Origin of the sequence: Streptomyces sp. NPDC017993, assembly GCF_044328065.1 — a bacterium.
In the GTDB taxonomy this organism is placed as follows: domain Bacteria; phylum Actinomycetota; class Actinomycetes; order Streptomycetales; family Streptomycetaceae; genus Streptomyces.
This window is the reverse complement of sequence record NZ_JBIRGO010000032.1, coordinates 37217-60167: the sequence shown is the minus strand read 5'-3', so window position 1 is coordinate 60167 and position 22951 is coordinate 37217. Positions and strand designations below refer to the sequence as shown.

Sequence of the window (22951 nt, the reverse complement as noted above, 5' to 3'; positions counted from 1 at the left end):
CCACGGCCGTGGTGAGCTGGCTGACGGCGGTGCCGCTCGCGGGAACTTCCAGTCGCACCGTCATCGAATACGAGACGCTAGGCGCCGTTGCCATGGCCGACTTCCTCTGCTTTCCCTTGGTTCACTCTGCACGCCGCTCCGATACCTGATAGTGCAGGTCCGGAGCGCGTTGGTCGATCGTCCCACCTACCAGTCGGTACCTGGTAACCAGCTACAAACTTCGGAAGAACTCTTCCACCATACGAGATAACGCGGTTCGAGGGGAACCCCCCTCCCTCACGCCCGCCCTCGGGCGGCTGTTTTCGGGTGTCCAAAACGACTACGGGCGCCCCTCCCGGAGGAGGGACGCCCGCAGTTCCGCTAGGTGGCACCGACCCGCCATGCTCGCCTCGCGGCAAGTGGTCGCTCGTAGCGACGATGGTTGGGCCCGGGGGCTTGGATCGAGCCGGTGCCGTCACCCAGGCTAACAAACCATCCCCGGAAGCGAATCCCGTCCCGGGGGGACGATTTCAAGACCCCTCGGACGGCGGTCCGCGCCGGCTCGCGCGGGCGGCCGTACGGGTCAGTCCCGCAGCAGGTCGGGCACCCCGTCCGCGTCGGGCTCGTCGCGCTCCGCGGAGAGCACCGTCAGCTGCTGGGTGGCCCGGGTCAGGGCCACATAGAGCACCCGCAGACCGGCCGGGGACTCGTCGGCGATCTCGGCCGGGGAGACGACCAGGGTCGCGTCGTACTCCAGACCCTTGGCCTCCAGTGAGCCCAGCGCGACCACCCGTTCGCCGAGTCCGGCGAGCCAGCGGCGCGCCTGTTCGCGGCGCTGCATGGCCACCACGACGCCGACCGTGCCGTCCACCTCGCCCAGCAGCCGCCCGGCCTCCGCGACGGTGGCCCGCGCCAGCGCGTCCTCGGTGGCGGCGCCCCGCGCGCCGTCCGTGGTCGCGACCGCGAAACGCGGCTCCAGGCCCGTGGAGCGGACCGCCTTCGGCGATTCCATGCCGGGCATCGCCAGCGCCAGCACCCTGGCCGCCAGTTCGGCGATCTCCGCGGGGTTGCGGTAGTTGACGGTGAGGGTGAAGCGCCGCCGGGGGCGGGACCCGAGTGCCTCGTCCCGGGCGAGGGCCGCCTCGTCCGGGTCCGACCAGGAGGACTGCGCCGGGTCGCCCACGACGGTCCAGGTGGCGTGCCGGCCCCGTCGGCCGACCATCCGCCACTGCATCGGTGTCAGGTCCTGCGCCTCGTCGACGATGACGTGGGCGTAGTCGGCGCGCTCCTCCTCCAGCCGGTCACGGCGGCTGCGGCCGCCGCCGTTGCGCTCGGCGTAGGTCGAGAGCTCCTCCAGACCGGTCAGGTGGTCCAGCGGGTCGGCCTCGCGCTGACGGGCCGGGCGCGCCGGGGCGCCGAGGATCAGCTGCAGCTCGTCCAGCAGGGCGACGTCGTGCACCGACAGCGGGCCCTGGCCCTGCCCCGCGGCCTTGCCCGCCGGGGTGGCGGCCGAGGCGGCGTCCCCGGTCTGCAGGCGCCGCAGCGAGCGGGCGAGTTGGCGGACCTCGCGCTGGTTGAGGACCCTTCGGGCCCAGCGGCCCAGGAGTCGCTCGTCGGCCATCGCCGCCAGCACCCCGCGCGGAGTGAGTTCGGGCCACCAGGCGTCCAGGAATTCCTGGAAGTACGGCTCGGTGGTGAGGTCCTCGTCGAAGCCCTGACGGGCCTCCGCGACCAGCTCGGGGTCGGTGTAGCGGCGGGCCGCGCCGGACTTGGCCCACAGGGCGTCCAGGATCAGCCGCCGGGCGCGCGGCCGCAGCAGGTTGACCGGTGCCGTGCCGCCGAGGGCGGCCTGCCGGATGGCGCGCAGTTCTTCGGCCTCCAGCTCGATCCGGCCGCCGAAGGCGACCACCCGCAGCCGGGTAGGCGCGGTGGTGGCGGGGCGCGAGTGTCTGGAGCGGGTTCTTCGACTGTCCCGTCCGCCGTCGGCGGGCCGCTCGGGGGCGGTGTCGTCCCCGGCCACGGCGAAGAGGTCCTCCAGGGACAGCTGCGCGTCGGCGCCCCCGTCCACGGCGGGCCGGGGAGCCTCCGGCGGCTCCGTTCCTGCCCCGGCGGCCGTCTCCAGCGCTCCGCGGGCGGCCTTGCGCAGCAGCTTCTGCATACGGCTCGAACCCTTGATGCGGGCGACCGCGGGCGTGTCGTAGGCGGTCGCCTCGGCGCCGTCGACCAGTGAACCGAGCGACCGGATGGCGACCTGGCCCTCCTCACCGAGCGAGGGCAGCACGCCCTCGGTGTAGGCGACCAGCAGCGGCGTCGGGGAGACGATCAGGATGCCGCCGGCGTAGCGGCGGCGGTCCTGGTAGAGGAGGTAGGCGGCGCGGTGCAGCGCGACGGCGGTCTTGCCCGTGCCGGGCCCGCCCTCGACCTCCGTCACCGACGCGGCGGGGGCCCGGATGACCATGTCCTGCTCGGCCTGGATGGAGGCGACGATGTCCCGCATGGTGTGGCTGCGGGCCCGTCCCAGCGCGGCCATCAGCGCGCCGTCGCCGATCGCCGGCAGCTCCCGGCCGTCCAGTGTCGCGGTGACCTCCGGACGCATCAGGTCGTCCTCGACACCGAGGACCTGGCGGCCCTTGGAGCGGATGACGCGCCGGCGTACGACCCGGCCGGGGGCGACCGGGGTGGCGCGGTAGAAGGGTGCGGCGGCGGGCGCCCGCCAGTCGATGACCAGCGGGGAGTAGTCCGCGTCGAGGACGCCGAGGCGTCCGATGTGCAGCGTCTCGGCGATGGCGGCGTGGCCGTCCTCGATGGCGCCCTCGGCGGGTTCGACGGAGGTGTACGCGCCGTCCGGGCCCTTCTTGCCGTCCTTGCCCAGGAGCAGGTCGATGCGGCCGAAGAGAAAGTCCTCGTACTCGGAATTCAGGCGGTGGAGATGGACGCCGGCCTGGAAGACCTGGGCGTCGCGCTCGGCGAGTGCGCCGGGCGTGCCGACCTGGCCGCGCTTGGCGGCGTCGTCCATCAGGAACTCTGCCTCGTGGATCTTCTCCTCAAGGCGCCGGTAGACGCGGTCCAGATGCGTCTGCTCGGTCTCGATCTCGCGGTCGCGAACGGAATCCGAAGCGTGATCCGGCGCGTGCGTGGCATTCTGCGCGGCCACCCAGGCCCCCTTCTGCTGTGCGTAGGGCAGCCGTCAACCGTACGCGAACCGGGCACCGCGCGCACCTGGCCATACGGACAAAAAGGGACGTGTTCGGTCGGATGTTGACTCAGGCATCGACTTCATCCCCAGCCAGGTCAGCCGGGGGTCCCCGTTCGACGGTGAGCCGTCCCCGCCCGCGGCGCGCCGCGGCGCCCGGCGGGCGTGCCGCCGGACGGGTTGGCGCAGCCTCAGACGTCCACCGTGGCCAGCCGGTCGCCCGCCAGGGTGCGGATCTCGAACCGGTCGATGTCGCCGCGGTTGAGGGCCGCCCCGCCCGCGGCGTACAGCGGCTGCCGGTTCCACTTGGCGGCGCTGTCCTTGATGCCGTACCCGCCCGGGGGCACCGCCCAGGTGGTGACGGTCTGGCGCCTGCCGTCCTTGCCGACGGCGACCAGGTCACAGGTGAGCGGGCCCTTGACGTTGGCGAGTTCGAGGACGACCTGCGTACCCCAGGGCCGGGGCGCCATGGACACGCCCGCCGCGACCTTGGTGTCGGGGTCGACGGACGTCACCCGCTCGCCCTCGGCGTACTGCGCGCGGACGGCGTTGGCGAGCGGCGGCACGGCCTCGGCCCCGGTCCCGGTCCCGGATTCGCCGGAGGTCAGGGAGACCGTGGCGAGCGGCCCGCCGATGATCAGCACGGCGGCCGCGGCGACGAGGTACAGCCGGCGCCTGCGCCGGGTGCCGCGGGTCGCGGCGACCTCGTCGAGCAGGCCGTCCAGGACACCGGGCCCGGGGGTTGCGGTGAGGGTCTGTGGGGTGGGGGCGGACTCCTTGAACTCGGCCAGCAACGGGGGCAGGCCCATCAGTTCCTCGAGTTCCGCCGCGCACCGGTCGCATACGGCCAGATGTACCTCGAACCGGTCCGCGTCGGCGGCGTCCAGGACGCCCAGCGCGTAGGCGCCGACGTCGGTGTGCCGGTCCGGCTGCGTGGGCGGGTTCACTCCGTCACTCCTCGTTCCTCTAGCGAGAGCTTCAGGGAGCGCAGGGCGTAGAACACCCGGGACCGCACGGTCCCGGCCGGCACCCGCAGCACCTCCGCGGCCTCGCTGACCGTACGCTCCTTGAAGTACGTCTCGACGAGGGCCTCTCGGTGGGCCTGGCTGAGGTCGCTCAGCGCCTCGGAGATCGTCATCAGGCGCAGCGCCCGGTCGATCACATCGGCCGCGGGCATCGTCTCCAGGGGTGTGGGGTCGACCTCCTGCGGCCTGGCCTGGCGGCTGCGGTGTCCGTCGATGACGATCCGCCGGGCGACCGTCACCAGCCACGGCCGGATCGAGCCGGTGGCGCGCTGCAACTGGTCGGCGTTGCGCCAGGCGCGCACCAGCGTTTCCTGCACCACGTCCTCCGCGCGGTGCCGGTCGCCCGCCACCAGTCGCAGGACGAAGGCGAGGAGCGGACCCGCGTGCTCGTCGTAGAGGGCTCGCATGAGCGCCTCGTCTGGTGTCGTCCGGTCTGCCACGACGGCATCCTTGCGCACTCCAACTCCCGGGTCGATAGCGCGGATCACCGGAGCGGGCCGGGGACCATGCCACGGATCGGACTTGCGGAGAGGAGTACGGGCCAAAGGGACGGGGCGACTCACTGTCCGGCGGATTATTTTTTGGCGTGAATCAAAGGAGAGGCGGGAGGGGCGGGAGGGGCGGGAGGGGCGGGAGGGGCGGGAGGCGCGGACGGCCAGGGAGACGCGGGAGCCGACGAAGGCGAGGGAGGCACGGCAGGCGCGGGTGCCGCGCCGACGGCTCCCCCGGAGGGCCCGCCCGGGGTGGTCGTGCCCGTGCGCCGCCGCATCGAACGCCTGCGGTGCCGCGCCACCCGCTCCCGGTTGCCGCACACCTCGCTGGAGCACCACCGCCTGCGCCGCCCGCGGGAGGTGTCCAGATAGACCAGGGAGCAGCTCTCCCCCTCGCACTCCCGCAGCTGTCCGCGTGCCGCCTCGTCGGTCAGCAGCGTGACGGCGTCCCGCGCGATCGCGGCCAGCAGCCCGGCACAGTCGGGCGGGCCGGTGAACGTGCGGGCAAGGCTCCCTTCGGCGGTACGCAGCAGGCGCACGGCGGGCGGATCCGCGACCTCGGCGGTAGCGTTGAGCAGCGTCAGGTCGGCATCGGCCGCCCGGTCCCGGAGTTCGTCGTGCACCACGCGGTGCAGTAGCTCGCGCAGCGCTCTGAAGCGGGCGACCCAGCCGCCGTCGACACCCTCCAGCGGTACGCCGGGTGGTACCACCCCCGCGCCGACCAGCCAGGCCGTCAGGTGCTCGGGCCCGGTGAGCCGTTCGGCCGGGGTGCCGCCGGTCGTGGCCACCAGGTCCAGGCAGATCCGCCCGCAGTCGAACCGCAGGTCGTGAGGCGCCGCCATGTGCCTGTCACTCCTTAGAGAACAAACGCGTGTGCCCCAAGAGTGCCCGGCGCGGCGGCCGTCGGGAACCCTCCGGGGGCGCCCACCACGGAGGTGCACCGCACACGGACACATCAAGTAGACACTGCATGTATACCTCTCGGGTATAGTCCGCGGCGTGGCGCCCGGACGGCCCTGCCGACCACCGCGCCCTGCCCCTTCCGGCCCCACCAGGACGAAGGTCTCCATGTCGCCGAAATCCCTGCTCAGGAACCGCGCCAGCCTGACCCACAAGCTGGCCTACGCGATCCGGAACCCGGCCCGCATCACCCCGTACCTCAGGCGCACCGCGCGTGACGCCTGGCTGCGCGTGAAGCACCCCCGCCACGTGGACTACTACCGCGCGGTCATGGCGTCCGACGCGGCCCGCAACCCGGAGGCGGCCGTCGGTAGCCAGAGCCACGAGCGCTGGCTGGCGCTGGGGGAGATGCAGTTCGACTACCTGACGGAACACGGCCTCAAGCCGGTCCACCGGATGCTCGACATAGGCTGCGGCAACCTGCGGGCGGGCTGGCGTTTCATCGACTACCTGGACACCGGCAACTACTACGGCATCGACATCTCGCCGGACATCCTGATCTCCGCGAAGAAGACCCTCACCACCTACGAACTCCAGGCCAAGCTGCCGCACTTGACCCTCACGCACGACCTCACGCTGGACTTCCTGCCGGACGGCCACTTCGACGTCGTGCACGCGCACAGCGTCTTCTCCCACTCGCCGATCGAGGTCATCGACGAGTGCCTGGCCCACGTCGGCCGCATCCTGGCGCCCGGTGGCTTCTTCGACTTCACCTTCGACCGCACCGAGGGCGCCGAACACCAGGTGCTGCGGGAGGACTTCTACTACCGGACCGAGACACTGCTGCGACTTGCGCGCAAGCACGGCCTGGAGGCCCGGTTCATGGAGGACTGGGAGAAGCGGCCGCACGGCCAGTCCAAGATCCGCGTCAACAACGTCAACAACTTCGACCACGTCGACCACACAGCCTGACGCGTGCCGCGGCGGTCACCGCGGCACGCTCCGCCCGGAAGGACGCTCAGGCGCCGTCGCTCCGCCCGGACCGGTCAGGCCCCGTCGTACTTGCCGGTGTCCGCGTGCGGGTCGAGCGAGAGCCGGTAGCCCCGCTTGACCACCGTCTGGATCAGCTTCGGCGCGCCCAACGCCACCCGCAGCCGGGCCATCGCCGTCTCCACCGCGTGCTCGTCCCGCCCCGCGCCCGGCAGCGCCCGCAGCAGGTCCGCGCGGGCCACCACCCAGCCGGGGCGGCGGGCCAGCGCGCGCAGCAGCGCCATGCCGGCCGGGGGCACCGGCCGCAGCTCGCCGTCCACGACGACGGCATGGCCACGGATCTCGATGCGCCGCCCGGCGACGGGCAACGAGAGCACCCGGCCCGGGAGTTCGCGGCACAGCACCTGCACCAGCGGCCCCAGCCGGAAGCGCTCCGGCTGGAGAGTGGGCAGGTCGAGGGCCTGGAGGGGCAGCGCGGTGACCGGCCCCACGCACACCGACAGCACGTCCTGGCGCAGGGCGGCGAGCACCTCCTCCTTGATGCCGCGCTCCTCGGCGCGGCGCAGCAGCGACGCGGCGGCCGGGGCGCTGGTGAAGGTGACCGCGTCCACGCCGCGTCCGATCACCGCGTCCAGCAGGCGGTCCACGGGGGCGATGTCCTCGGGCGGCATCCAGCGGTAGACGGGGACACCCACGACCTCCGCGCCGTCGGCCCGCAGCGCCTCCACGAAGCCCGGAAGCAGCTCGCCGTGCAGCTGGATGGCCACCCGGCGCCCGGAGACCCCCTCCTCCAGGAGCCGGTCGAGGACCTCGGCCATGGACTCGGACGCGGGCGACCACTTCTCGGTCAGCCCGGCGGCCCGGATGGCGCCTCGCACCTTCGGCCCGCGCGCGAGCAGCTCGACGCCGGCCAGCCGGCCGAGCAGTTCCTCGCCCAGGCCCCACCCCTCGGCGGCCTCGACCCAGCCGCGGAAGCCGATGGCGGTGGTGGCGATCACCACGTCCGGCGCGTCCTCGATCAGGTCCCGGGTCGCGGCCAGCAGCTCGGTGTCGTCCGGCAGCGGGACGATGCGCAGCGCGGGCGCGTGCATCACCTGCGCGCCGCGGCGCTCCAGCAGCGTGCCCAGCTCCTCCGCCCGCCGCGCGGCGGTCACACCGACGGTGAACCCCTCCAGTGGCCGTACGGCCCGCGCGGCCTCCTGCCGGGTCTCCTGCGGATCCCCGTCGCTCGACTGCGTCTGCTGGTCGCCTCGCTGCTGTGGTTGCTGCTCCTGCTGCTGATCGTGCATGGTCGTCCCGCTCCGCCCAGAGTGGTGTGGTGCATTGTGCGTATGCGCTCCCCCACCGCCGCGGCTCGGGCGAGAGGGGTATCGAGGTACCGAGCCTGCCAACACCACGTGACAGGCCCGGTCACCCAGTATTTCCCAAGTGTTACGGCGCGTCCTGCGGCGCGCGTCTCACACCTCCGCGTAGACGGGGCGTGCGGCCGCTTCTCCCGCCTCCACGCCCGTCTCCGCGCCCTCCGAGGACGCCGCGCGCGACGGCCTGCGCAGGTATACGGCCCAGGTCACCACGCAGCACACCGCGTAGAAGGCGAGGAACGACACGAACGCCGGGGTACCGGATCCCGTCATCTGGAACGACTGCCGGAAGGCGAGGTTGATGGCCAGCCCGCCGAGCGCGCCCACCGCGCCGATCAGCCCCATCGCGGCTCCCGAGAGCCGCCGCCCGTACGCCACGGCCGCCTCCCCCGCGAGCCCCCGCCGGACGGCCTGGGCCTGGAAGATCCCCGGGATCATCTTGTACGTGGAGCCGTTCCCGAACCCGGTCAGCACGAACAGCGCGATGAATCCCACGAGGAAGACCGGCAGCGACCGCTCCGCCGACGCGTAGATCACCACGCCGGTCGCCGCCCCCATCGCCACGAAGTTGCCCAGCGTGATCCGGGCACCGCCGAACCGGTCCGCGAACCGCCCGCCGACCGGCCGCACCAGCGAGCCGAGCAGCGGCCCGATGAACGTCAGGGACGCCGCCTGGAGGGGCGTGCGCGCGAACTGGGTCTGCAGAACCAGACCGAAGGCGAAGCTGTAGCCGATGAACGACCCGAAGGTGCCGATGTACAGCAGCGACATCACCCAGGTGTGCGGCTCCTTGGCCGCGTCGCGCGCCGCCCCGGTGTCGTTCGTGACCGGCCCGAGGTTGTCCATGAACAGCGCGGCGAGCACCGCGGCGACCACGATCAGCGGCACGTAGACGGCGAGCACGAGCCGCGGGTGCGCGGCTCCCGCCGTACCGATGACCAGCAGACCGAGCAGCTGGATGACCGGCACGCCGATGTTTCCGCCACCGGCGTTCAGGCCCAGCGCCCACCCCTTCTTACGCAGCGGGTAGAAGGAGTTGATGTTGGTCATCGACGAGGCGAAGTTGCCGCCGCCGACGCCGGTCAGCGCCGCGACCACGATGAACGTCGTGTACGAGGTGCCCGGCGTCATCACCAGCGCCGCGGCGGCCGTCGGCACCAGCAGCATCAGCGCGCTCAGCACCGTCCAGTTACGCCCGCCGAAGCGCGCCACCGCGAAGGTGTAGGGCACCCGCAGCACGCCGCCCACCAGCGTCGGTATCGCCACGAGGAAGAACTTTCCGGCCGGGTCGACCCCGTACTCCGGCCCCATGAAGAGCACCATCACCGACCACAGGCTCCAGATGGAGAAGCCGATGTGCTCGGAGAGCACCGAGAAGATCAGGTTCCGCCGTGCGATCTTCTCACCCGTCTGCTTCCAGAAGCCTTCGTCCTCGGGATCCCACTGCTCGATCCACCGGCCTCCTCTCCTCGTACGGCTACCGCTACGGGTCTCTGCCGCGGCCTCGGCCGTCATCGCGCCTCCCAGGGGTCGTCTCTTCTCCCTGGAGGTTAGGTTCGGCGCGTTTCCGGCCCGTGCCGACAGGTGACCACGGCGAAACCTTGCACTCACGCCTTCCGCGGCCGCGTGGTGAGCCCTCGGGGGTCCCCTTCGGTGTGCGGCTCCCCTCGGAGCGCGAACTCGCACCAGACGATCTTGCCGGGATCGCGCTCCCCCACCCCCCACTTGTCGGCCAGCGCCTCCACCAGCAGCAGGCCCCGGCCACCCTCGTCGCCCGGCCCTGCCGTGAGCACCCGGGGACAGCCGTCACCGCTGTCGTGCACCTCTACGCGCAACGTGCCGTCGGCCTCCCTTCGCAGCCACAGCCGAAAGCCTCGGCCGGGCGGCACACCGTGCCGCACCGCGTTCGTCGCCAGCTCGCTCACGCAGAGCAACACCGCCTCCGCGGACTCCCCCACTCCCCAGCCGGCGAGCACCGCCCGCACGAACTCCCTGGCCAGCGGCACGGAACGGCGCTCACGCCGGAACAACCGCTCGCGGGAGTCGAGGGGTTGCATCTCATCGTTCATACCGGGAGAGTCGCAGTGGGTAACTACGCTGTGCCAGTACGTGAACCCGTACTCCCGACGAGTACGGGCGCGCACACGGTCACGCGCGGCGAAGTACGGGGAGTGGAATGTCATGCAGCCACGAATGAAGCCCAAGAACCGGCACTCCTCGGCGATGGAACTCCTCGGCGCGCAGATGGCGTTATTCCGCGTCAACGCCGGCTTCACCCAACGCGGCCTCGGTGAGCGCGTGGGCGCGGCCGAGGAGAGCATCGCCTCGATCGAACAGGGCAGGCGCGCCCTGCTCCCCCACCTCGCCTCCCAGCTGGACCAGCTCCTGAAGACGGGCGGCGCGCTCGCGGTGGGAGTCGAGAGGCTGCCGGAGCGGGAGAAATATCCGGTGTGGGCGGCGGATTTCATGATGCATGAGCGGGAGGCCATTGCTCTCTGTTGGTACGAGAACGGCGTCATCCCTGGCTTGCTCCAGACCGAGGATTACGCGCGCGCCACATTCCGCAGCGATGTCCCACACCTCAGTGATGAGGAGGTCGAACGCCGGGTCGAGGCACGGCTGGATCGCCAGCAAATCCTGCACAAGCCGGAACCTGTCACCGCCAGCTTCGTCATTTCCGAAGCCGTTCTGCTGAGCGAACTCGGCGGACGCGAAGTCATGCGAGACCAGATCTCCCGTCTGCGGACTTGCGCGGAACTCACGGGCGTCTCTGTCCAGGCGCTGCCTCTGGCCCGCAAGACGCACGCCGGGCTCGACGGCCCATTCGTGCTGCTGGAGACCTCCGGACACCAACACCTCGCTTATACGGAGGCGCAACGCAGTAGTGCGCTGACTGCCGACCCTCACGAGGTCAGTGTCCTCACGCAGAAGTATGGAATGCTGCGAATGCAGGCCCTCAACGCAGAGGAAACCGCGAGCCTGTTGGACCGGTTGCTAGGAGACCAATGCCCGACCTGACGTGGTTCAAGTCCAGCTACAGCGGTAGCGAGGGCGGCGCCTGCCTCGAAGTCGCCTACACCTGGCAGAAGTCCAGCTACAGCACCGAACAGGGGGGCAACTGCGTCGAGGTCGCCGCCCACCCCACCACCATCCACATCCGCGACTCCAAAGACCCCCAGGGCCCGCACCTCGCGCTCTCCCCCGAGGCATGGGCGTCCTTCACCGCGTACGCCGCCGCGCGCCCGACCGACTAGCCGGCGCCCATCGCGCGCGCATCCTCCCGAGGTAGCCACGCCTTCGCCGGAGCGGTCAACCAGCCACTGCCGGCGGCGAGTTCATTGGCGGCCTTCCGCAGCGCGTCGAGTCCCGGATGCCGCAGTCCCTTGCGCCACACCATCGAGATCGGGGACAGCGGCACCGGATCGACCAGCGGCCGCAGCACCATCCCCGGCACCTCGATGAACTCCACGCTCGCCAGCACCGACCAGCCCCGCTTCCGCACCACCCGCACGAACTCCCGCGAGCCCTCGATCTCCGGGAACGGCGCGGCCATCGCGATCCCGCGCCCCTCGAAGAGGCGGGCGGCCAGATCCGTCCACTCGGCGGTCTGCGGGTTCCCGGCGCCCGCGTAGAGCGTCTCCCCGGCCAGCGCCGTGAGCGGCACCGCGCTCCGGGAGGCCAGCGGATGGCCCTCGCGCAGCAGCACCGCCATCGGCTCCAGCCGGACGGGCTGATGCTCCAGGCCGGCCCGCACCCCGGCCGGCAGCGCCGCGACCCGGCCGAAGGACACATCGAGCCGCCCGTCCGCCAATTCGGCGGCCGCGCCCGTCAGTCCGCTGTGGAAGCGGGCGACCAGCTCACAGCTCTCCGGCACCCGGCCACGGGCCGTCTCCAGCACCCGGTGCGCCGTCCCGATCGGCACCCCCACATCGACCAGCAGCGGCCGCTCCTGCACCGCCCGGAACGCCGCGGCGAGCTCGTCCTGCGCGGCCAGCACCCGCCGGGCGTACGGCAGCAGCCGCTCCCCATCCGGCGTCAGCGCCACCTGGCGCGTGGTCCGCACGAACAGGACGGCACCCAGCTCCCGCTCCAGACGCCGGACATCCCGGCTGAGCGCCTGCTGGGCCACGTACAACCGGGCGGCGGCCCGCGTGAAGTGAAGTTCCTCGGCGACGGCGGTGAACGCCCGCAGCAGACGCGGGTCGATGTCATACGGCACCGGGCCACTCTCCCAGCCACCTCCCAGCACTAACAACCCTGTTGCGTGAATGCAGTCTGATCAGGTGTTGGACGACTGACCTGGGCTGCCGCGACGGTAGACGCATGATCCTGTTCCTCGCCGCCCGCCCGGTCACCGCCCCGCCCGTACGGCCCGTCGCGCGGCCCGCCCGTCGCGCGCCCCGCCTCCGCCGCTCACCGCGCGGGCCGCTCGCGCCGTACCGCCGGATCTTCGCAGTCCCCGGCACCCGCGCCTTCACCGCCGCGAACCTGCTGGCCCGCCTCCCGATGGGCATGCTCAGCATCAGCGCGGTCCTGATGATCGCCGGATCCCGCGGCTCGTACGCGCTGGCCGGGGCGGTCACCGCCACCGGGCTCGCGGCGACCGCGCTGGCCGGTCCCTGGACGGCCCGGCTGATCGACCGCCACGGCCAGGCCCGTATCGCCGTTCCGGCCACCGTCCTCGCTGTCCTCGGCTCCGTCGGCCTGCTCCTGTGCGTGCACCACGACGCACCCGCCTGGACCTTGTTCGCCTGCTACGCGGCCACCGCCACCACGCCCAACACCGGCGGGATGTCCCGTGCCCGCTGGGCCCACCTGCTCCGCGGGGACCCCGCCGCCCTGCACACCGCCAACTCCTTCGAGCAGGCGGCGGACGAACTCTGCTTCATGCTCGGCCCGGTCCTCGCCACCCTGCTGTGCACCGCCCTCTTCCCGGAGGCGGGTACGGCCGTGGCGGCGGCACTCCTGCTCACCGGGGTGCTGCTGTTCGCGGCCCAGCGCCGCACCGAACCACCCGTCCCGCACCGAGAGGCCGGCCGCGCCCGCCCCCGCCCACCGCTCCGCCTCCCCGGCCTGCCGCCCCTCCTGGCCACGTTCCTGTGCACCGGCGCGATCTTCGGTTCGCTGGAGGTCGTCACCGTCGCCTTCGCGGACCACCACGGCGTACGCTCCGCCGCCGGGGCCATGCTCGCCCTCCAGGCAGCCGGCTCCTGCGCGGCCGGCCTGCTCTACGGCCTGCTGCCGCCGGCCGGCCGAACCGCCCGCCGCTTCCTCCGCTGCGTCGCCGCGATGGCCGCCCTGATGCTGCTCCCGCTCCTCGCCGCCTCGACGGGCAGCGCCGTGGCCCTGGCCGCCGCGCTCCTGCCGGCCGGCATGGCCACCGCGCCGACCATGGTCACCGGCATGGGCCTGGTCCAATCCCGGGTGCCCGCAGGTCAGTTGAACGAAGGGATGACGCTGGCCGTGACCGCCCTGCTCGGCGGCATCGCGGCCGGCTCGGCAGCGGGCGGCTGGGCCGTGGACCACCTCCCCGGCTCGCCACCCGCCGCCTATGTCGTCCCGGCCTCCGCGGCCGGCCTCGCGCTCGTCACCAGCCTGCTCACCGCACGCGCCCGCCGCTGAACCGGGCGGCCCGGCGGGCGCGGGGCCTCTCAGCCGCCCAGCCCCCATCCCCGCCCCAGCTCGTACGCGGCGCACAGGTTCACATCGAGCACATACGCCGCTGCCGTCCCGCACTGCGCCGGCCCGGTCCCCGGGTCGACCGGCTGTCCGTGCCCCATGCCGGTGATCGCGTACGTCTGGACGACCGCGGCCCCGGCAGCGTTCTGATACACCGCGTGCGGATACCCGCCCACCGTGTCCGTGCGGTCCGCCGTCCCGTCGGCGCCGTGCACATTCGTCCACTGCTCGACGAGATCCGCCATGTTCACCGGCTTCACTGTCGTGTCCGCGGTGCCGTGCAGCACCGTGAGTGTGGGCCATGGACCGCCGTACCCCGGGTACGCCGCCCGCACCCGGTCGCCCCACTGCGCAGGCGTCTGCGTCGCCCCGACGTACATGCACACATACGGCGACCCGGCGGCCTGCGCACAGCCGTACGGCAGCCCGGCGACCACCCCGCCGCCCGTGAATTCCTCCGGATACGCGGCCATCATCACGGTCGTCATCCCGCCACCCGCCGACAGCCCGGTGACATAGACCTTCGAGGCCCCCGTGTCCGTCCGCTGCCGCTGCACCATCTGCGCGACGGACGCGGCCTCTCCCTGCCCGCGGGCCGTGTCGCCCGCCGTGAACCAGTTGAAGCAGGAGGTGGCGTTGTTCGCCGTGGTCTGCCCCGGCAACACGACCGAGAACCCCCACCGGTCAGCCAGCTCGACCCACCCGCTCTGCCGTCCGTAGTCGACGGCGTTCTGCGTACAGCCGTGCATCGCGACCACGACCGGCCGGCCCGCAGGCAGCCCGGCCGGCACATAGCGGTACATCCGCAGCGCCCCGGGATTCGTCCCGAACCCGGTGACCTCCTCGATCGCCCCGGCAGCAGCCTCCGCCCGCGCGCCGCCCACCGGCGACAGCCCGCCCGCCAGCAGCCCGGCAAGCAGCACCAGCACCCCGGCCGCCCGCCGGCCCCATATCGTCCGCGTCCGTCTCATCACGCCACGCCCCTGCCCTTCACCGTCCGGTCCGTCCTTGCCGAGGGACGGTAGGCGGGCCCCGGGGGCGCCGATATGTGGGCGGCGACCACAAAAACGACTCAGGCCCCGGTGTCCTCTCGGACACACGGGGCCTGGGCCTCACATGGGAATTGTGGAGATGGCGGGAATCGAACCCGCGTCCAACGGTGCAGCAACAGGGCTTCTCCGAGTGCAGTTCGCTGCGATTTTCTCGGCCCCGGAGATCACGCGAACAAGTCTCCGACGGGCTCAGTCACTGTTTGATTTCCTTCTATACCCCGTGACCGGGTCTAGAAGTTTAGTCCCCTAGCTGATGCCAGGATCCGGGTCGGGAACAGCCCCGGGCTGACACTTCGCAAGTCGCTACTTAGGCAGCGAGGGCGAAGGAATCGCGCTTGGTGTTGGCGATTATTGTTTGCGACATATGGTTTACGAGATCATTGCCGCTTCCTCGACTCGCTTCCCCTGCTTCAACATCCGCTGTCGAAACCGATCATCCCCATGTTGTTTTTTCAAGGTGGTGCACTGACACCCGCATGGGGCGCCAGATCCTGCACACCCCGTGAGGTGCAGTGCCATCGTACGTGACCAACGCACGACGATGCCAGCGTATTCCCGGCCCTGCCCCGGCGCCGTGGTGGTCGGGCGGGGGCCGGGGGTCAGGCGCGCTGACGCCTGCGGGCGGCCGAGACGGCGCGCTCCGTCTCACGGCGGTCCTGCTGCTCCCGCAGCGTCTGCCGCTTGTCGAATTCCTTCTTGCCCTTGGCCAGGGCGATCTCGACCTTGGCCCGGCCGTCCTTGAAGTACAGCGCCAGCGGCACGATCGTGTGACCGCTCTCCTGGCTCTTCGCTTCCAGCTTGTCGATCTCGACGCGGTGCAGCAGCAGCTTCCGCTTGCGGCGGGCGCTGTGGTTGGTCCAGGTGCCCTGGGTGTACTCCGGCACATGGACGTTGTGCAGCCACGCCTCGTGACCGTCGATGTGCACGAAGCCGTCGGCCAGCGACGCCTTGCCCTGCCGCAGCGACTTCACCTCGGTGCCCCACAGCACCAGGCCGCACTCGTAGGTGTCCAGAATGTGGTAGTCGTGCCGCGCCTTCTTGTTCTGCGCGATGAGCTTGCGCCCCGTCTCTTTAGCCATAGTGCGGCCATTTTCGCACTACGACCCACCCCCGAGGCCACTCAATACTGTCCGGGCTCTTTTCTCCGCGCGACTCTCGGCCAAAACGTCGGGGGTGATCCCCCGGCTGTCGACGGTCCGGCCGGACGGGGTGCGGTAGTGGCCCACGGTCAGCTCGGCGACCGAGCCGTCCGGCAGCTCACTGGGCATCTGCACGGAGCCCTTGCCGAAGGTCGGGGAGCCGACGACGACCGCCCTGCTGCGGTCCTGCAAGGCCCCGGCCAGCAGCTCACCGGCGCTCATCGTGCCCCCGTCGACGAGGACCACCAGCGGAACGCGGGTATTGCCGCCCCGCTCGGCGTACAGGGCGCGCTGGCTGCCGCGGACGTCATAGGTGGCGACCAGACCGCCGTCCAGGAAGGCGGAGGCCGCGGCGACGGCCTCGGTGACGAGGCCGCCGGTGTTGCCGCGCAGATCCAGCAGCAGTCCGCCGTGCGGCGCGGCGCGGCGGACGGCCCGGCGCACCTCCTCACCGGTGCCCTTGGCGAAGGCGGCGACCTTGATGCGGGTCAGACCGTGGGCCCCGGCCGACCGCTCGGTGGTGACGTTCTGCGTTCTGAGACGGGTGCGGTGCAGGGTCGCGGTCCAGGAGCGGGAGCCGCGCTGAAGATCCAGCCGGACGGACGTACCGGCCTCGGCGGAGTGCCGGCCCGAGCCGTCCTCGGCGGCGCCGCGCAGCCGGGCGACGATCTCGGTGACCGGTCTGCCCCGGGAGGGCCGGCCGTCGACGGCGCGCAGCGTGTCACCGACGGCGATGCCGGCGCGCTCGGCGGGGCTGTCGTCCTGCACTCCGGAGACCTCGATCAGGCCACCGTGTGCCTGGCGCACCCACAGGCCGACGCCGACGTACGCACCGTCCAGCTGCTGCTGGAAGCCCTCGAACTCGCCGGGTGAGTAAATCGTCGACCAGCGGTCACCGCTGCGGCTGACGACGTCGGCCGCGGCCTGCGAACCGGACTTGCCGTCCTCGATGGCCTCGGACGCGGCACGCTCGACGGCCGCGCGGTCGGCGATCCGCTCGGCCCGGCCGTCGGCGGTGGTACGCACCGGCCGCTCCACGGCGCCTTCGGCGCTCTCGTTCCATGTACCCGCCGCCGCGCCGGTCGCGAGCACACTCGCGAAGACCAACGTCAGGGCTGCCCCGCGGCGGATGCGGCGGGGCCGGTCGTACGCACACGGGCCCGACATGCCGGTGAGTCTAGGTGACAAAAGGGCGCCGTACGGTGAGTTGACCGCACGACGCCCCTTGGCAAAGCTCACACCTTGAGATACTTGCGCAACGCGAAGAAGGCGGCGAGCGCGGGCATCAGCAGCCCGATCAGCAGCACCAGTGGCAAGACCGCCGCCACCGAGTCCCAGCCGATGAAATTGATCACCTGGATCTTCTCCGCGAGCCAGTTGTTGACCAGGACGTACTTGCCGCCGACGATCAGCACGCAGGCGAACACGGCCCCCAGCAGGCCCGCGATGGCGGCCTCCAGGATGAACGGCATCTGGATGTAGAAGCTGGACGCTCCCACCAGGCGCATGATCCCGGTCTCCCGCCTTCGGCTGAACGCCGACACCCGGACGGTGTTGACGATCAGCATCAGCGCAACGACAAGCATCAGCCCCATCACACACAGCGCGGCGATATTCATGCCGTTGAGGAGGTTGAACAGGGGTTCAACGGTGTCCCGTTGGTCCTGTACCTCCTGCACACCGGGCCGCTCGGAGAACGCCGACTTGATGACCGTGAACTTCGTCGGGTCCTTGAGCTTGACCCGGTAGGACTCCGGAAGCTGGTCGGGCGTGACCAGTCCTGCGACGGGCGTGTCGCCGAACTGCTCCTTGTAGTGCTTGTATGCCTGGTCACTGGACTCGTACTGCACGTTCTGCACGAGCGGCAGCCGGTCGAGCTCGGCCTTTATGTCGTCCTTCTGCTGCTGCGTGGCCGCACCCTTGGTGCAGTTGGTGCCGCTGCCGGCGTCGTTCTTGTTGCAGAAGAAGATGGAGACGTTGACCTTGTCGTACCAATAGCCCTTCATCGTGCTGACCTGGTCGCGCATCAGCAACGAGGCGCCGAACAGGCCGAGCGAGAGGGCCACGGAAACGATGACGGCGAAGGTCATCGTGAGATTACGGCGGAGACCGACGCCGATCTCCGACAAGACGAACTGGGCGCGCATGGCGTCCTTTCAGTGCTGGTAGCCGTACACGCCGCGCGACTGGTCGCGTACGAGCCGGCCCTTCTCTAGTTCCATGACCCGCTTGCGCATCTGGTCGACGATCTGCTGGTCGTGGGTGGCCATGACCACCGTCGTACCGGTCCTGTTGATCCGGTCCAGCAGCTTCATGATGCCGACGGAGGTCTGCGGGTCGAGGTTTCCGGTGGGCTCGTCCGCGATGAGCAGCATCGGGCGGTTGACGAAGGCCCGCGCGATGGCGACGCGCTGCTGCTCACCGCCGGAGAGTTCACCCGGCATACGGTCCTCTTTGCCGCCGAGGCCGACGAGTTCGAGGACCTCGGGCACCGTCTTGCGGATCTGGCCACGCGGCTTGCCGATGACCTCCAGCGCGAAGGCGACGTTCTGCCCCACCGTCTTGTTGGGGAGCAGGCGGAAGTCCTGGAAGACGGTGCCCACCTGGCGCCGCATCTGCGGCACCTTCCAGTTGGACAGCTTCGCGAGGTCCTTCCCCAGTACGTGCACGGCACCATGGCTGGCGCGCTCCTCGCGAAGGAGCAGGCGCAGGAAGGTGGACTTACCGGAGCCCGAGGAGCCCACCAGGAAGACGAACTCGCCGCGCTCGATCTCGAGCGAGACGTCCCTGAGCGCAGGGCGGTTCTGCTTCGGGTAGGTCTTGGAGACGTTGTCGAATCGGATCACTGATGCACCACGGTCGACCTGGATAGAGGGCACGGTATGCCGGGTTGCGGCTCCCGTCGGTGTGCGTGACCATACGCGAACCTCATACGGCGGCGCAGTCGCCGTCGGGGGTTGGTGCGTTTATTCACGGCACCTACGGGACAAAAGGAGCACAATCCCGCGGGGCGCGCCGTTCCGTCACGGACCTGGCACAGTGGTAGGGGGAACCAATGTGCCTTCCGGTGCGTTGGCGCAGTGGAGAAGGAGGTCGCATGACGTACGACCGATTGGTGTGCGCCAACTGCGCGGCCCCTGTGAGTGAGGGCCGCTGCCCGGTCTGCCGGGCCAGCAGGGAACGACTTCAGCACCAGCAGGGCGGCATGTTCGCCCAGCTCAGCCCCGTGACACTGGTGGCACTGCTGATCGTGTTGATCGCGGTCGGGCTGCTCCTGCACCAGACCGTCTGAGGCCGGGAGCGGCAGCCACGCGTGAGCGCCGCCGTATAGGGGGCGACACCCCGTTACCTCACCTGGCGCAAGCGGACGCGCACTTTGCGTGCGCCGGGTGTATACCCCGTCGGCACGCGTTTGGCCGGAAGAACACCGGAGGGCCCGGAGCGCTGGCTGCGCTCCGGGCCCTCGTCGTGTACTGCGTCAGCGTCAGGCCGCGGCCGCGCCGCCGCCGCTCTTGTTGATGAAGCGGGGCATCAGGCGGAAGCCGACACCGCCGGCGATCATCGTCGCCGCGCCGATCAGCAGGAAGGTCGTGCCGGAGGAGCCGGTTTCGGCCAGCTCGCCGCCCTTGGCCTCCTGCTTGGGCTGACCGGGCGTGTCAGCGATCTGCTCCTTGCCCTCGCCCGGCTGCTCGACGGGCTTGGTGCCCTCGTTGTCGGTGCCGGTGCCGGTGCTGTCGCCACCGGTGGCCTCGTCGCCGCCGGTCGCGCTGCCGGTGCTGCCGTTGCTGCCGGTCTCGCCGCCGGTGGTGTCGTCGCCGCCGGTCTCACCGCCGGTCGTGTCGTCGCCGCCGGTCTCGCCACCAGTGGTGTCGTCGCCGCCGGTCTCACCGCCGGTCGTGTCGTCACCGCCGATCTCGCCACCGGTGCTGTCGTCACCGCCGATCTCGCCACCGGTGCTGTCGTCACCGCCGATCTCACCGCCGGTGCTGTCGTCACCGCCGATCTCGCCACCGGTGCTGTCGTCACCGCCGATCTCGCCACCGATGCCGCCGTCACCGCCGGTCTCGCCGCCGGTGTCGCCACCGGAGTCGCCACCAGAGTCGCCACCGCCGATGATGCCGCCGATGATGCCGCCAATGATGCCCGTGTCGCCACCATTGTCGGGGCCTTCGGTACCTGCCGCCGAGGCGGCGCCGGCCGCGGTCAGCGACGCACCGGCCGCGATCACCGCGCCGGCTGCGATGCGCGCTACGCGCAGCCGCGTCTTCTTCGTCATGTGCTGCTACCCCCAGTAGCTGAACTCGTCAATGGAGCATCTCTGTACGGGGCCACGGCCGATAGGGGGTACGCGAGTCACGGCCCCACACTGCGGGCAGGCCACTCATCTCCCCGTTCATACACGCGCCCCAGACATACGCATGCCGCGCCCACCCTTCCCAGTTCTCCCAACATCGTCAAGGTCGAATAAAGTCTCGATGACCGAATTGCCAGAAGTTGGGCGGTGCATGGACGTACGACTGTGACCAAACCGCCACATCAAAAAACAACTGCCCTCCGAGGAGAGGCAGTTGTTTGATGAGGCGTATACGCCGAAAAGCGCCTACTTCTCCTGCTGCTTGCGCCAGCGGATCCCGGCCTCCAGGAAGCCGTCGATGTCGCCGTCCAGCACACCGGAGGGGTTGCCGACCTCGAACTCGGTCCGCAGGTCCTTGACCATCTGGTAGGGGTGCAGGACGTACGAACGCATCTGGTTGCCCCAGGAGTTGCCGCCGTCGCCCTTGAGTGCGTCCATCTTGGCCTGCTCCTCCTGGCGGCGGCGCTCAAGGAGCTTGGCCTGGAGGACGTTCATCGCGGACGCCTTGTTCTGGATCTGCGAGCGCTCGTTCTGACAGGAGACGACGATGCCGGTCGGAAGGTGCGTCAGACGGACCGCGGAGTCCGTGGTGTTGACGCCCTGGCCGCCGGGGCCGGAGGAGCGGTAGACGTCCACCCGCAGCTCGGACTCGTCGATCTCGATGTGGTCGGTCTTCTCGACGACCGGCAGCACCTCGACGCCCGCGAAGGACGTCTGGCGGCGGCCCTGGTTGTCGAACGGCGAGATACGCACCAGTCGGTGGGTGCCCTGCTCGACCGAGAGCGTGCCGTAGGCATAGGGGACCTGCACGGCGAAGGTGGTCGACTTGATGCCGGCCTCTTCCGCGTACGAGGTCTCGTACAGCTCGGTCTTGTAGCCGTGCCGCTCGGCCCAGCGCAGGTACATCCGCTGCAGCTTCTCGGCGAAGTCGGCGGCGTCCACACCGCCGGCCTCGGCGCGGATGTTGACCAGCGCCTCACGGGCGTCGTACTCGCCCGAGAGGAGGGTGCGGACCTCCAGCTCGTCCACCGCCTTGCGCACGGCCGTCAGCTCCGCCTCGGCCTCGGCGCGGGCATCCTCGTCGCCCTCGTCCTCGGCCATCTCGAAGAGCAGCTCGAGGTCATCGACCCGCCCGCGCAGCTCCTCGGCCCGGCGCAGCTGGCCCTGCAGGTAGGACAGGCGGCTGGTGATCTTCTGCGCGCTCTCCGGGTCGTCCCACAGGGACGGTGCCGCGGCCTGCTCCTCGAGCACGGCGATATCGGCCCTCATCTTGTCGAGGTCCAGGACGGCCTCGATCGACCCCATGGTCGAGGAGAGGGACTTCAGCTCTTCGGATACATCAACGACTGCCACGCACCCAGCCTAACGGCTGACGCCGTCGGCGTGCCCCGGCCCCGTCGGGACGGCCCTGCCGGGCCGCTGCCGGGCCGCTGCCGGGCGGCCGGCTGCCCGGCAGGCGCGGTCACGGGGCGTCGGGCTCCGACCTCTGGACGCCGGGCCCGGCATCGCCCGGCTCGTCGTCGCCGGAGGCCAGCCAGCCGCCGAGGCCGGCGGCCACGACCACCGCGGCGGCGGCCGCGCCGAGCTTGATCCGCCGGCGGCGCACCGCCCGGTGCCGGGCCGAACCCGCCCGGCGCTCCCCGGCGGCCCGAGGGGTGCGGGCGGTGCCGTGGGCGCCGCCCGCCAGCTCGTCCGGGCCGGGAACCCGCATGCTCGTGTGGGTCTCCCGGTTGGAGTCCGGCACCGCGCCCTGGACGAGCGGAACCGCGCCACGGGTCGGGCCCGCCTCGGGTGCCACCGGCGGGTAGAGCGCCTCGTCCCGCGGTGCCGCGCCGTCCTGGCCCGACCGCTCGTCCTCCGGGTGCTCGCCGTCCGGCTCGTCGATGTCCAGCGGCGGGATACCGGCGAGGTCGGGAAGCATGTCCCGCAGCCGGGCGGCCAGCTCCGGGGCGCGCAGCCGGGACGCGGGAGCCTTCGCCAGGCACTGGAGCAGCAGCTGCCACAGCTCGTCGGGGATTCCGGGCAGCGGCGCGACACTCTCGGTGACATGGCGGCGCAGCACGGCCCCGGGGTGCCCGCCGCCGAAGGGGGTGAAGCCGGCGAGCAGCTCGTACAGGACGGTCGCCAGCGCGTAGACGTCGACGGACGCGCGCGGGGGCAGGCCCTCGATGATCTCCGGCGCGAGGTAGTCGGGGGTGCCGATGACCTTCGTCGAGCGAAGCGGGACAGCGGAACCCCCGGCCGGCGGCTGGGGCAGGGTTCTGCGCGGCGAGTCGACGAGCCGGGCGATGCCGAAGTCGGTGAGCAGCGCGGGGTGCGCCCCACCGGGGCCCAGCTCGCCCTGCATGTCCAGCAGGACGTTCTCGGGCTTGACGTCGCGGTGCACGATCCGTGCGGCGTGCGCGGCGGCCAGCCCGTCGGCGACGTCGGCGGCGATGGCGACGGCGGCCTCGGGGGCCATCCGGCGCTCGCGCTCCAGGCGGGTGCGCAGGTCGGTGCCCCGTACGAGGTCCATCACCAGCGCCAGGTCGTTGCCGTCGACGACGAGGTCGCGCACGCCGACGACGCGGGGGTGGTCCAGGCTCAGCAGCGCCGTACGCTCCTGCACGAAGCGGCCGACGAGCTCCTGGTCGGAGGCGAGATCCTCACGCAACAGCTTGATGGCCACGGCCCCTTCGGGACCCTCGCCCAGCCATACCGTGCCGGCACTGCCGCGCCCCAGGATCTGGTGAGCGGTGTACCGGCTGCCGATCTTCCGTGCCAAGACTGCTCCGACGTGTCGGGCCCC

At 71.2% G+C, this 22951-nt stretch carries 21 protein-coding genes and 1 other RNA gene; 5 read left to right on the top strand and 17 right to left on the bottom strand.

All coding sequences use genetic code 11. From position 1 onward, the window contains the following. Positions 1-562: 562 nt before the first annotated feature. The 4 genes from ACH4FH_RS36080 to ACH4FH_RS36065 form a co-directional block, all read right to left on the bottom strand. Positions 563-3133: a HelD family protein gene (locus ACH4FH_RS36080; RefSeq protein WP_398560198.1), complete on the bottom strand. Its 2571-nt coding sequence runs from the start codon at positions 3131-3133 to the stop codon at positions 563-565. Between the two features lie 230 nt (positions 3134-3363). Beyond that, positions 3364-4119, bottom strand: a complete 756-nt coding sequence (locus ACH4FH_RS36075; protein WP_398560197.1) for an anti-sigma factor family protein — start codon at positions 4117-4119, stop codon at positions 3364-3366. Beyond that, entirely contained in the window at positions 4116-4655 is a 540-nt protein-coding gene (locus ACH4FH_RS36070; protein WP_398560196.1) for a sigma-70 family RNA polymerase sigma factor, read from the bottom strand. Before ACH4FH_RS36070 ends, ACH4FH_RS36075 begins: the two co-directional genes overlap by 4 nt. A 116-nt stretch (positions 4656-4771) precedes the next feature. Further along, positions 4772-5530 carry a CGNR zinc finger domain-containing protein gene (locus ACH4FH_RS36065; RefSeq protein ID WP_398560195.1) on the bottom strand — a complete coding sequence of 253 codons (759 nt, stop codon included), beginning with the start codon at positions 5528-5530 and terminating at the stop codon, positions 4772-4774. Between the two features lie 226 nt (positions 5531-5756). Between ACH4FH_RS36065 and ACH4FH_RS36060 the strand changes: the two genes are divergently transcribed. Next, a complete protein-coding gene (locus ACH4FH_RS36060) occupies positions 5757-6560 on the top strand; it encodes a class I SAM-dependent methyltransferase (RefSeq protein WP_398560194.1) in 804 nt (267 codons plus the stop codon). Between the two features lie 74 nt (positions 6561-6634). On the opposite strand, the gene ACH4FH_RS36055 is transcribed toward ACH4FH_RS36060, so the two are convergent. From ACH4FH_RS36055 to ACH4FH_RS36045, 3 genes are all read right to left on the bottom strand, one after another. Further along, the gene (locus ACH4FH_RS36055) at positions 6635-7867 is read right to left on the bottom strand and encodes a uroporphyrinogen-III synthase (protein ID WP_398560193.1); all 1233 of its coding nucleotides are present in this window, start codon (positions 7865-7867) and stop codon (positions 6635-6637) included. 168 nt (positions 7868-8035) lie between these two features. Further along, positions 8036-9454: a nitrate/nitrite transporter gene (locus ACH4FH_RS36050; protein WP_398560192.1), complete on the bottom strand. Its 1419-nt coding sequence runs from the start codon at positions 9452-9454 to the stop codon at positions 8036-8038. A 92-nt stretch (positions 9455-9546) separates the two neighbouring features. Continuing rightward, positions 9547-10008 carry an ATP-binding protein gene (locus tag ACH4FH_RS36045; protein WP_398560191.1) on the bottom strand — a complete coding sequence of 154 codons (462 nt, stop codon included), beginning with the start codon at positions 10006-10008 and terminating at the stop codon, positions 9547-9549. 124 nt (positions 10009-10132) lie between these two features. On the opposite strand from ACH4FH_RS36045, the gene ACH4FH_RS36040 reads away from it, so the two are divergent. Further along, positions 10133-10957, top strand: coding sequence for a helix-turn-helix domain-containing protein (locus ACH4FH_RS36040; RefSeq protein WP_398560190.1), 825 nt, complete (start codon positions 10133-10135; stop codon positions 10955-10957). Then, positions 10945-11193, top strand: a complete 249-nt coding sequence (locus ACH4FH_RS36035) for a DUF397 domain-containing protein (RefSeq protein ID WP_398560189.1) — start codon at positions 10945-10947, stop codon at positions 11191-11193. The genes ACH4FH_RS36040 and ACH4FH_RS36035 overlap by 13 nt, the downstream gene beginning before the upstream one ends. On the opposite strand, the gene ACH4FH_RS36030 is transcribed toward ACH4FH_RS36035, so the two are convergent. Then, positions 11190-12158, bottom strand: coding sequence for a LysR family transcriptional regulator (locus ACH4FH_RS36030; RefSeq protein ID WP_398560188.1), 969 nt, complete (start codon positions 12156-12158; stop codon positions 11190-11192). The two genes, ACH4FH_RS36035 and ACH4FH_RS36030, sit on opposite strands and share 4 nt — an antisense overlap. A 104-nt stretch (positions 12159-12262) precedes the next feature. Between ACH4FH_RS36030 and ACH4FH_RS36025 the strand changes: the two genes are divergently transcribed. Then, positions 12263-13561, top strand: coding sequence for an MFS transporter (locus ACH4FH_RS36025; protein WP_398560187.1), 1299 nt, complete (start codon positions 12263-12265; stop codon positions 13559-13561). A 29-nt stretch (positions 13562-13590) separates the two neighbouring features. On the opposite strand, the gene ACH4FH_RS36020 is transcribed toward ACH4FH_RS36025, so the two are convergent. From ACH4FH_RS36020 to ftsE, 6 genes are all read right to left on the bottom strand, one after another. Then, entirely contained in the window at positions 13591-14589 is a 999-nt protein-coding gene (locus tag ACH4FH_RS36020) for an alpha/beta hydrolase family esterase (protein ID WP_398560186.1), read from the bottom strand. A 152-nt stretch (positions 14590-14741) separates the two neighbouring features. Next, positions 14742-15111, bottom strand: a transfer-messenger RNA (tmRNA) gene (gene ssrA, locus ACH4FH_RS36015). 158 nt (positions 15112-15269) lie between these two features. Next, complete coding sequence (smpB, locus tag ACH4FH_RS36010; RefSeq protein ID WP_398560185.1) at positions 15270-15749, bottom strand: SsrA-binding protein SmpB; 480 nt, start codon at positions 15747-15749, stop codon at positions 15270-15272. 18 nt (positions 15750-15767) lie between these two features. Beyond that, on the bottom strand, positions 15768-16976 hold the full coding sequence (locus ACH4FH_RS36005) for a S41 family peptidase (protein ID WP_398560184.1): 1209 nt from the start codon (positions 16974-16976) through the stop codon (positions 15768-15770). Positions 16977-17044: 68 nt separating this feature from the next. Further along, positions 17045-17956 carry a permease-like cell division protein FtsX gene (ftsX, locus tag ACH4FH_RS36000; RefSeq protein WP_398560183.1) on the bottom strand — a complete coding sequence of 304 codons (912 nt, stop codon included), beginning with the start codon at positions 17954-17956 and terminating at the stop codon, positions 17045-17047. A 9-nt stretch (positions 17957-17965) separates the two neighbouring features. Then, positions 17966-18655 carry a cell division ATP-binding protein FtsE gene (gene ftsE / locus ACH4FH_RS35995; RefSeq protein WP_030069385.1) on the bottom strand — a complete coding sequence of 230 codons (690 nt, stop codon included), beginning with the start codon at positions 18653-18655 and terminating at the stop codon, positions 17966-17968. 251 nt (positions 18656-18906) lie between these two features. Here ftsE and ACH4FH_RS35990 point away from each other — a divergent pair, with 251 nt between their 5' ends. Beyond that, the gene (locus tag ACH4FH_RS35990) at positions 18907-19101 is read left to right on the top strand and encodes a hypothetical protein (RefSeq protein ID WP_398560182.1); all 195 of its coding nucleotides are present in this window, start codon (positions 18907-18909) and stop codon (positions 19099-19101) included. A gap of 192 nt (positions 19102-19293) precedes the next feature. Here the strand turns inward: ACH4FH_RS35990 and ACH4FH_RS35985 are convergent, their stop codons facing one another. From ACH4FH_RS35985 to ACH4FH_RS35975, 3 genes are all read right to left on the bottom strand, one after another. Next, entirely contained in the window at positions 19294-20085 is a 792-nt protein-coding gene (locus ACH4FH_RS35985) for a hypothetical protein (protein WP_398560181.1), read from the bottom strand. 324 nt (positions 20086-20409) lie between these two features. Next, positions 20410-21516, bottom strand: coding sequence for a peptide chain release factor 2 (prfB, locus tag ACH4FH_RS35980; protein WP_398560180.1), 1107 nt, complete (start codon positions 21514-21516; stop codon positions 20410-20412). Between the two features lie 109 nt (positions 21517-21625). After that, a complete protein-coding gene (locus tag ACH4FH_RS35975) occupies positions 21626-22927 on the bottom strand; it encodes a serine/threonine-protein kinase (RefSeq protein WP_398560179.1) in 1302 nt (433 codons plus the stop codon). Between the last annotated feature and the right edge of the window lie 24 nt (positions 22928-22951).

Coding starts and splice junctions, on each gene's coding strand:
- ACH4FH_RS36035 (WP_398560189.1), top strand. CDS start 10,945: ATGCCCGACCTGACGTGGTTCAAGTCCAGCTACAGCGGTAGCGAGGGC.
- ACH4FH_RS36065 (WP_398560195.1), bottom strand. CDS start 5,530: ATGGCGGCGCCTCACGACCTGCGGTTCGACTGCGGGCGGATCTGCCTG.
- ACH4FH_RS35985 (WP_398560181.1), bottom strand. CDS start 20,085: ATGACGAAGAAGACGCGGCTGCGCGTAGCGCGCATCGCAGCCGGCGCG.
- ACH4FH_RS36040 (WP_398560190.1), top strand. CDS start 10,133: ATGAAGCCCAAGAACCGGCACTCCTCGGCGATGGAACTCCTCGGCGCG.
- ACH4FH_RS36060 (WP_398560194.1), top strand. CDS start 5,757: ATGTCGCCGAAATCCCTGCTCAGGAACCGCGCCAGCCTGACCCACAAG.
- ACH4FH_RS36025 (WP_398560187.1), top strand. CDS start 12,263: ATGATCCTGTTCCTCGCCGCCCGCCCGGTCACCGCCCCGCCCGTACGG.
- ACH4FH_RS36005 (WP_398560184.1), bottom strand. CDS start 16,976: ATGTCGGGCCCGTGTGCGTACGACCGGCCCCGCCGCATCCGCCGCGGG.
- ftsX (WP_398560183.1), bottom strand. CDS start 17,956: ATGCGCGCCCAGTTCGTCTTGTCGGAGATCGGCGTCGGTCTCCGCCGT.
- ACH4FH_RS36045 (WP_398560191.1), bottom strand. CDS start 10,008: ATGAACGATGAGATGCAACCCCTCGACTCCCGCGAGCGGTTGTTCCGG.
- ACH4FH_RS36020 (WP_398560186.1), bottom strand. CDS start 14,589: ATGAGACGGACGCGGACGATATGGGGCCGGCGGGCGGCCGGGGTGCTG.
- smpB (WP_398560185.1), bottom strand. CDS start 15,749: ATGGCTAAAGAGACGGGGCGCAAGCTCATCGCGCAGAACAAGAAGGCG.
- ACH4FH_RS36055 (WP_398560193.1), bottom strand. CDS start 7,867: ATGCACGATCAGCAGCAGGAGCAGCAACCACAGCAGCGAGGCGACCAG.
- ACH4FH_RS36050 (WP_398560192.1), bottom strand. CDS start 9,454: ATGACGGCCGAGGCCGCGGCAGAGACCCGTAGCGGTAGCCGTACGAGG.
- ACH4FH_RS35990 (WP_398560182.1), top strand. CDS start 18,907: ATGACGTACGACCGATTGGTGTGCGCCAACTGCGCGGCCCCTGTGAGT.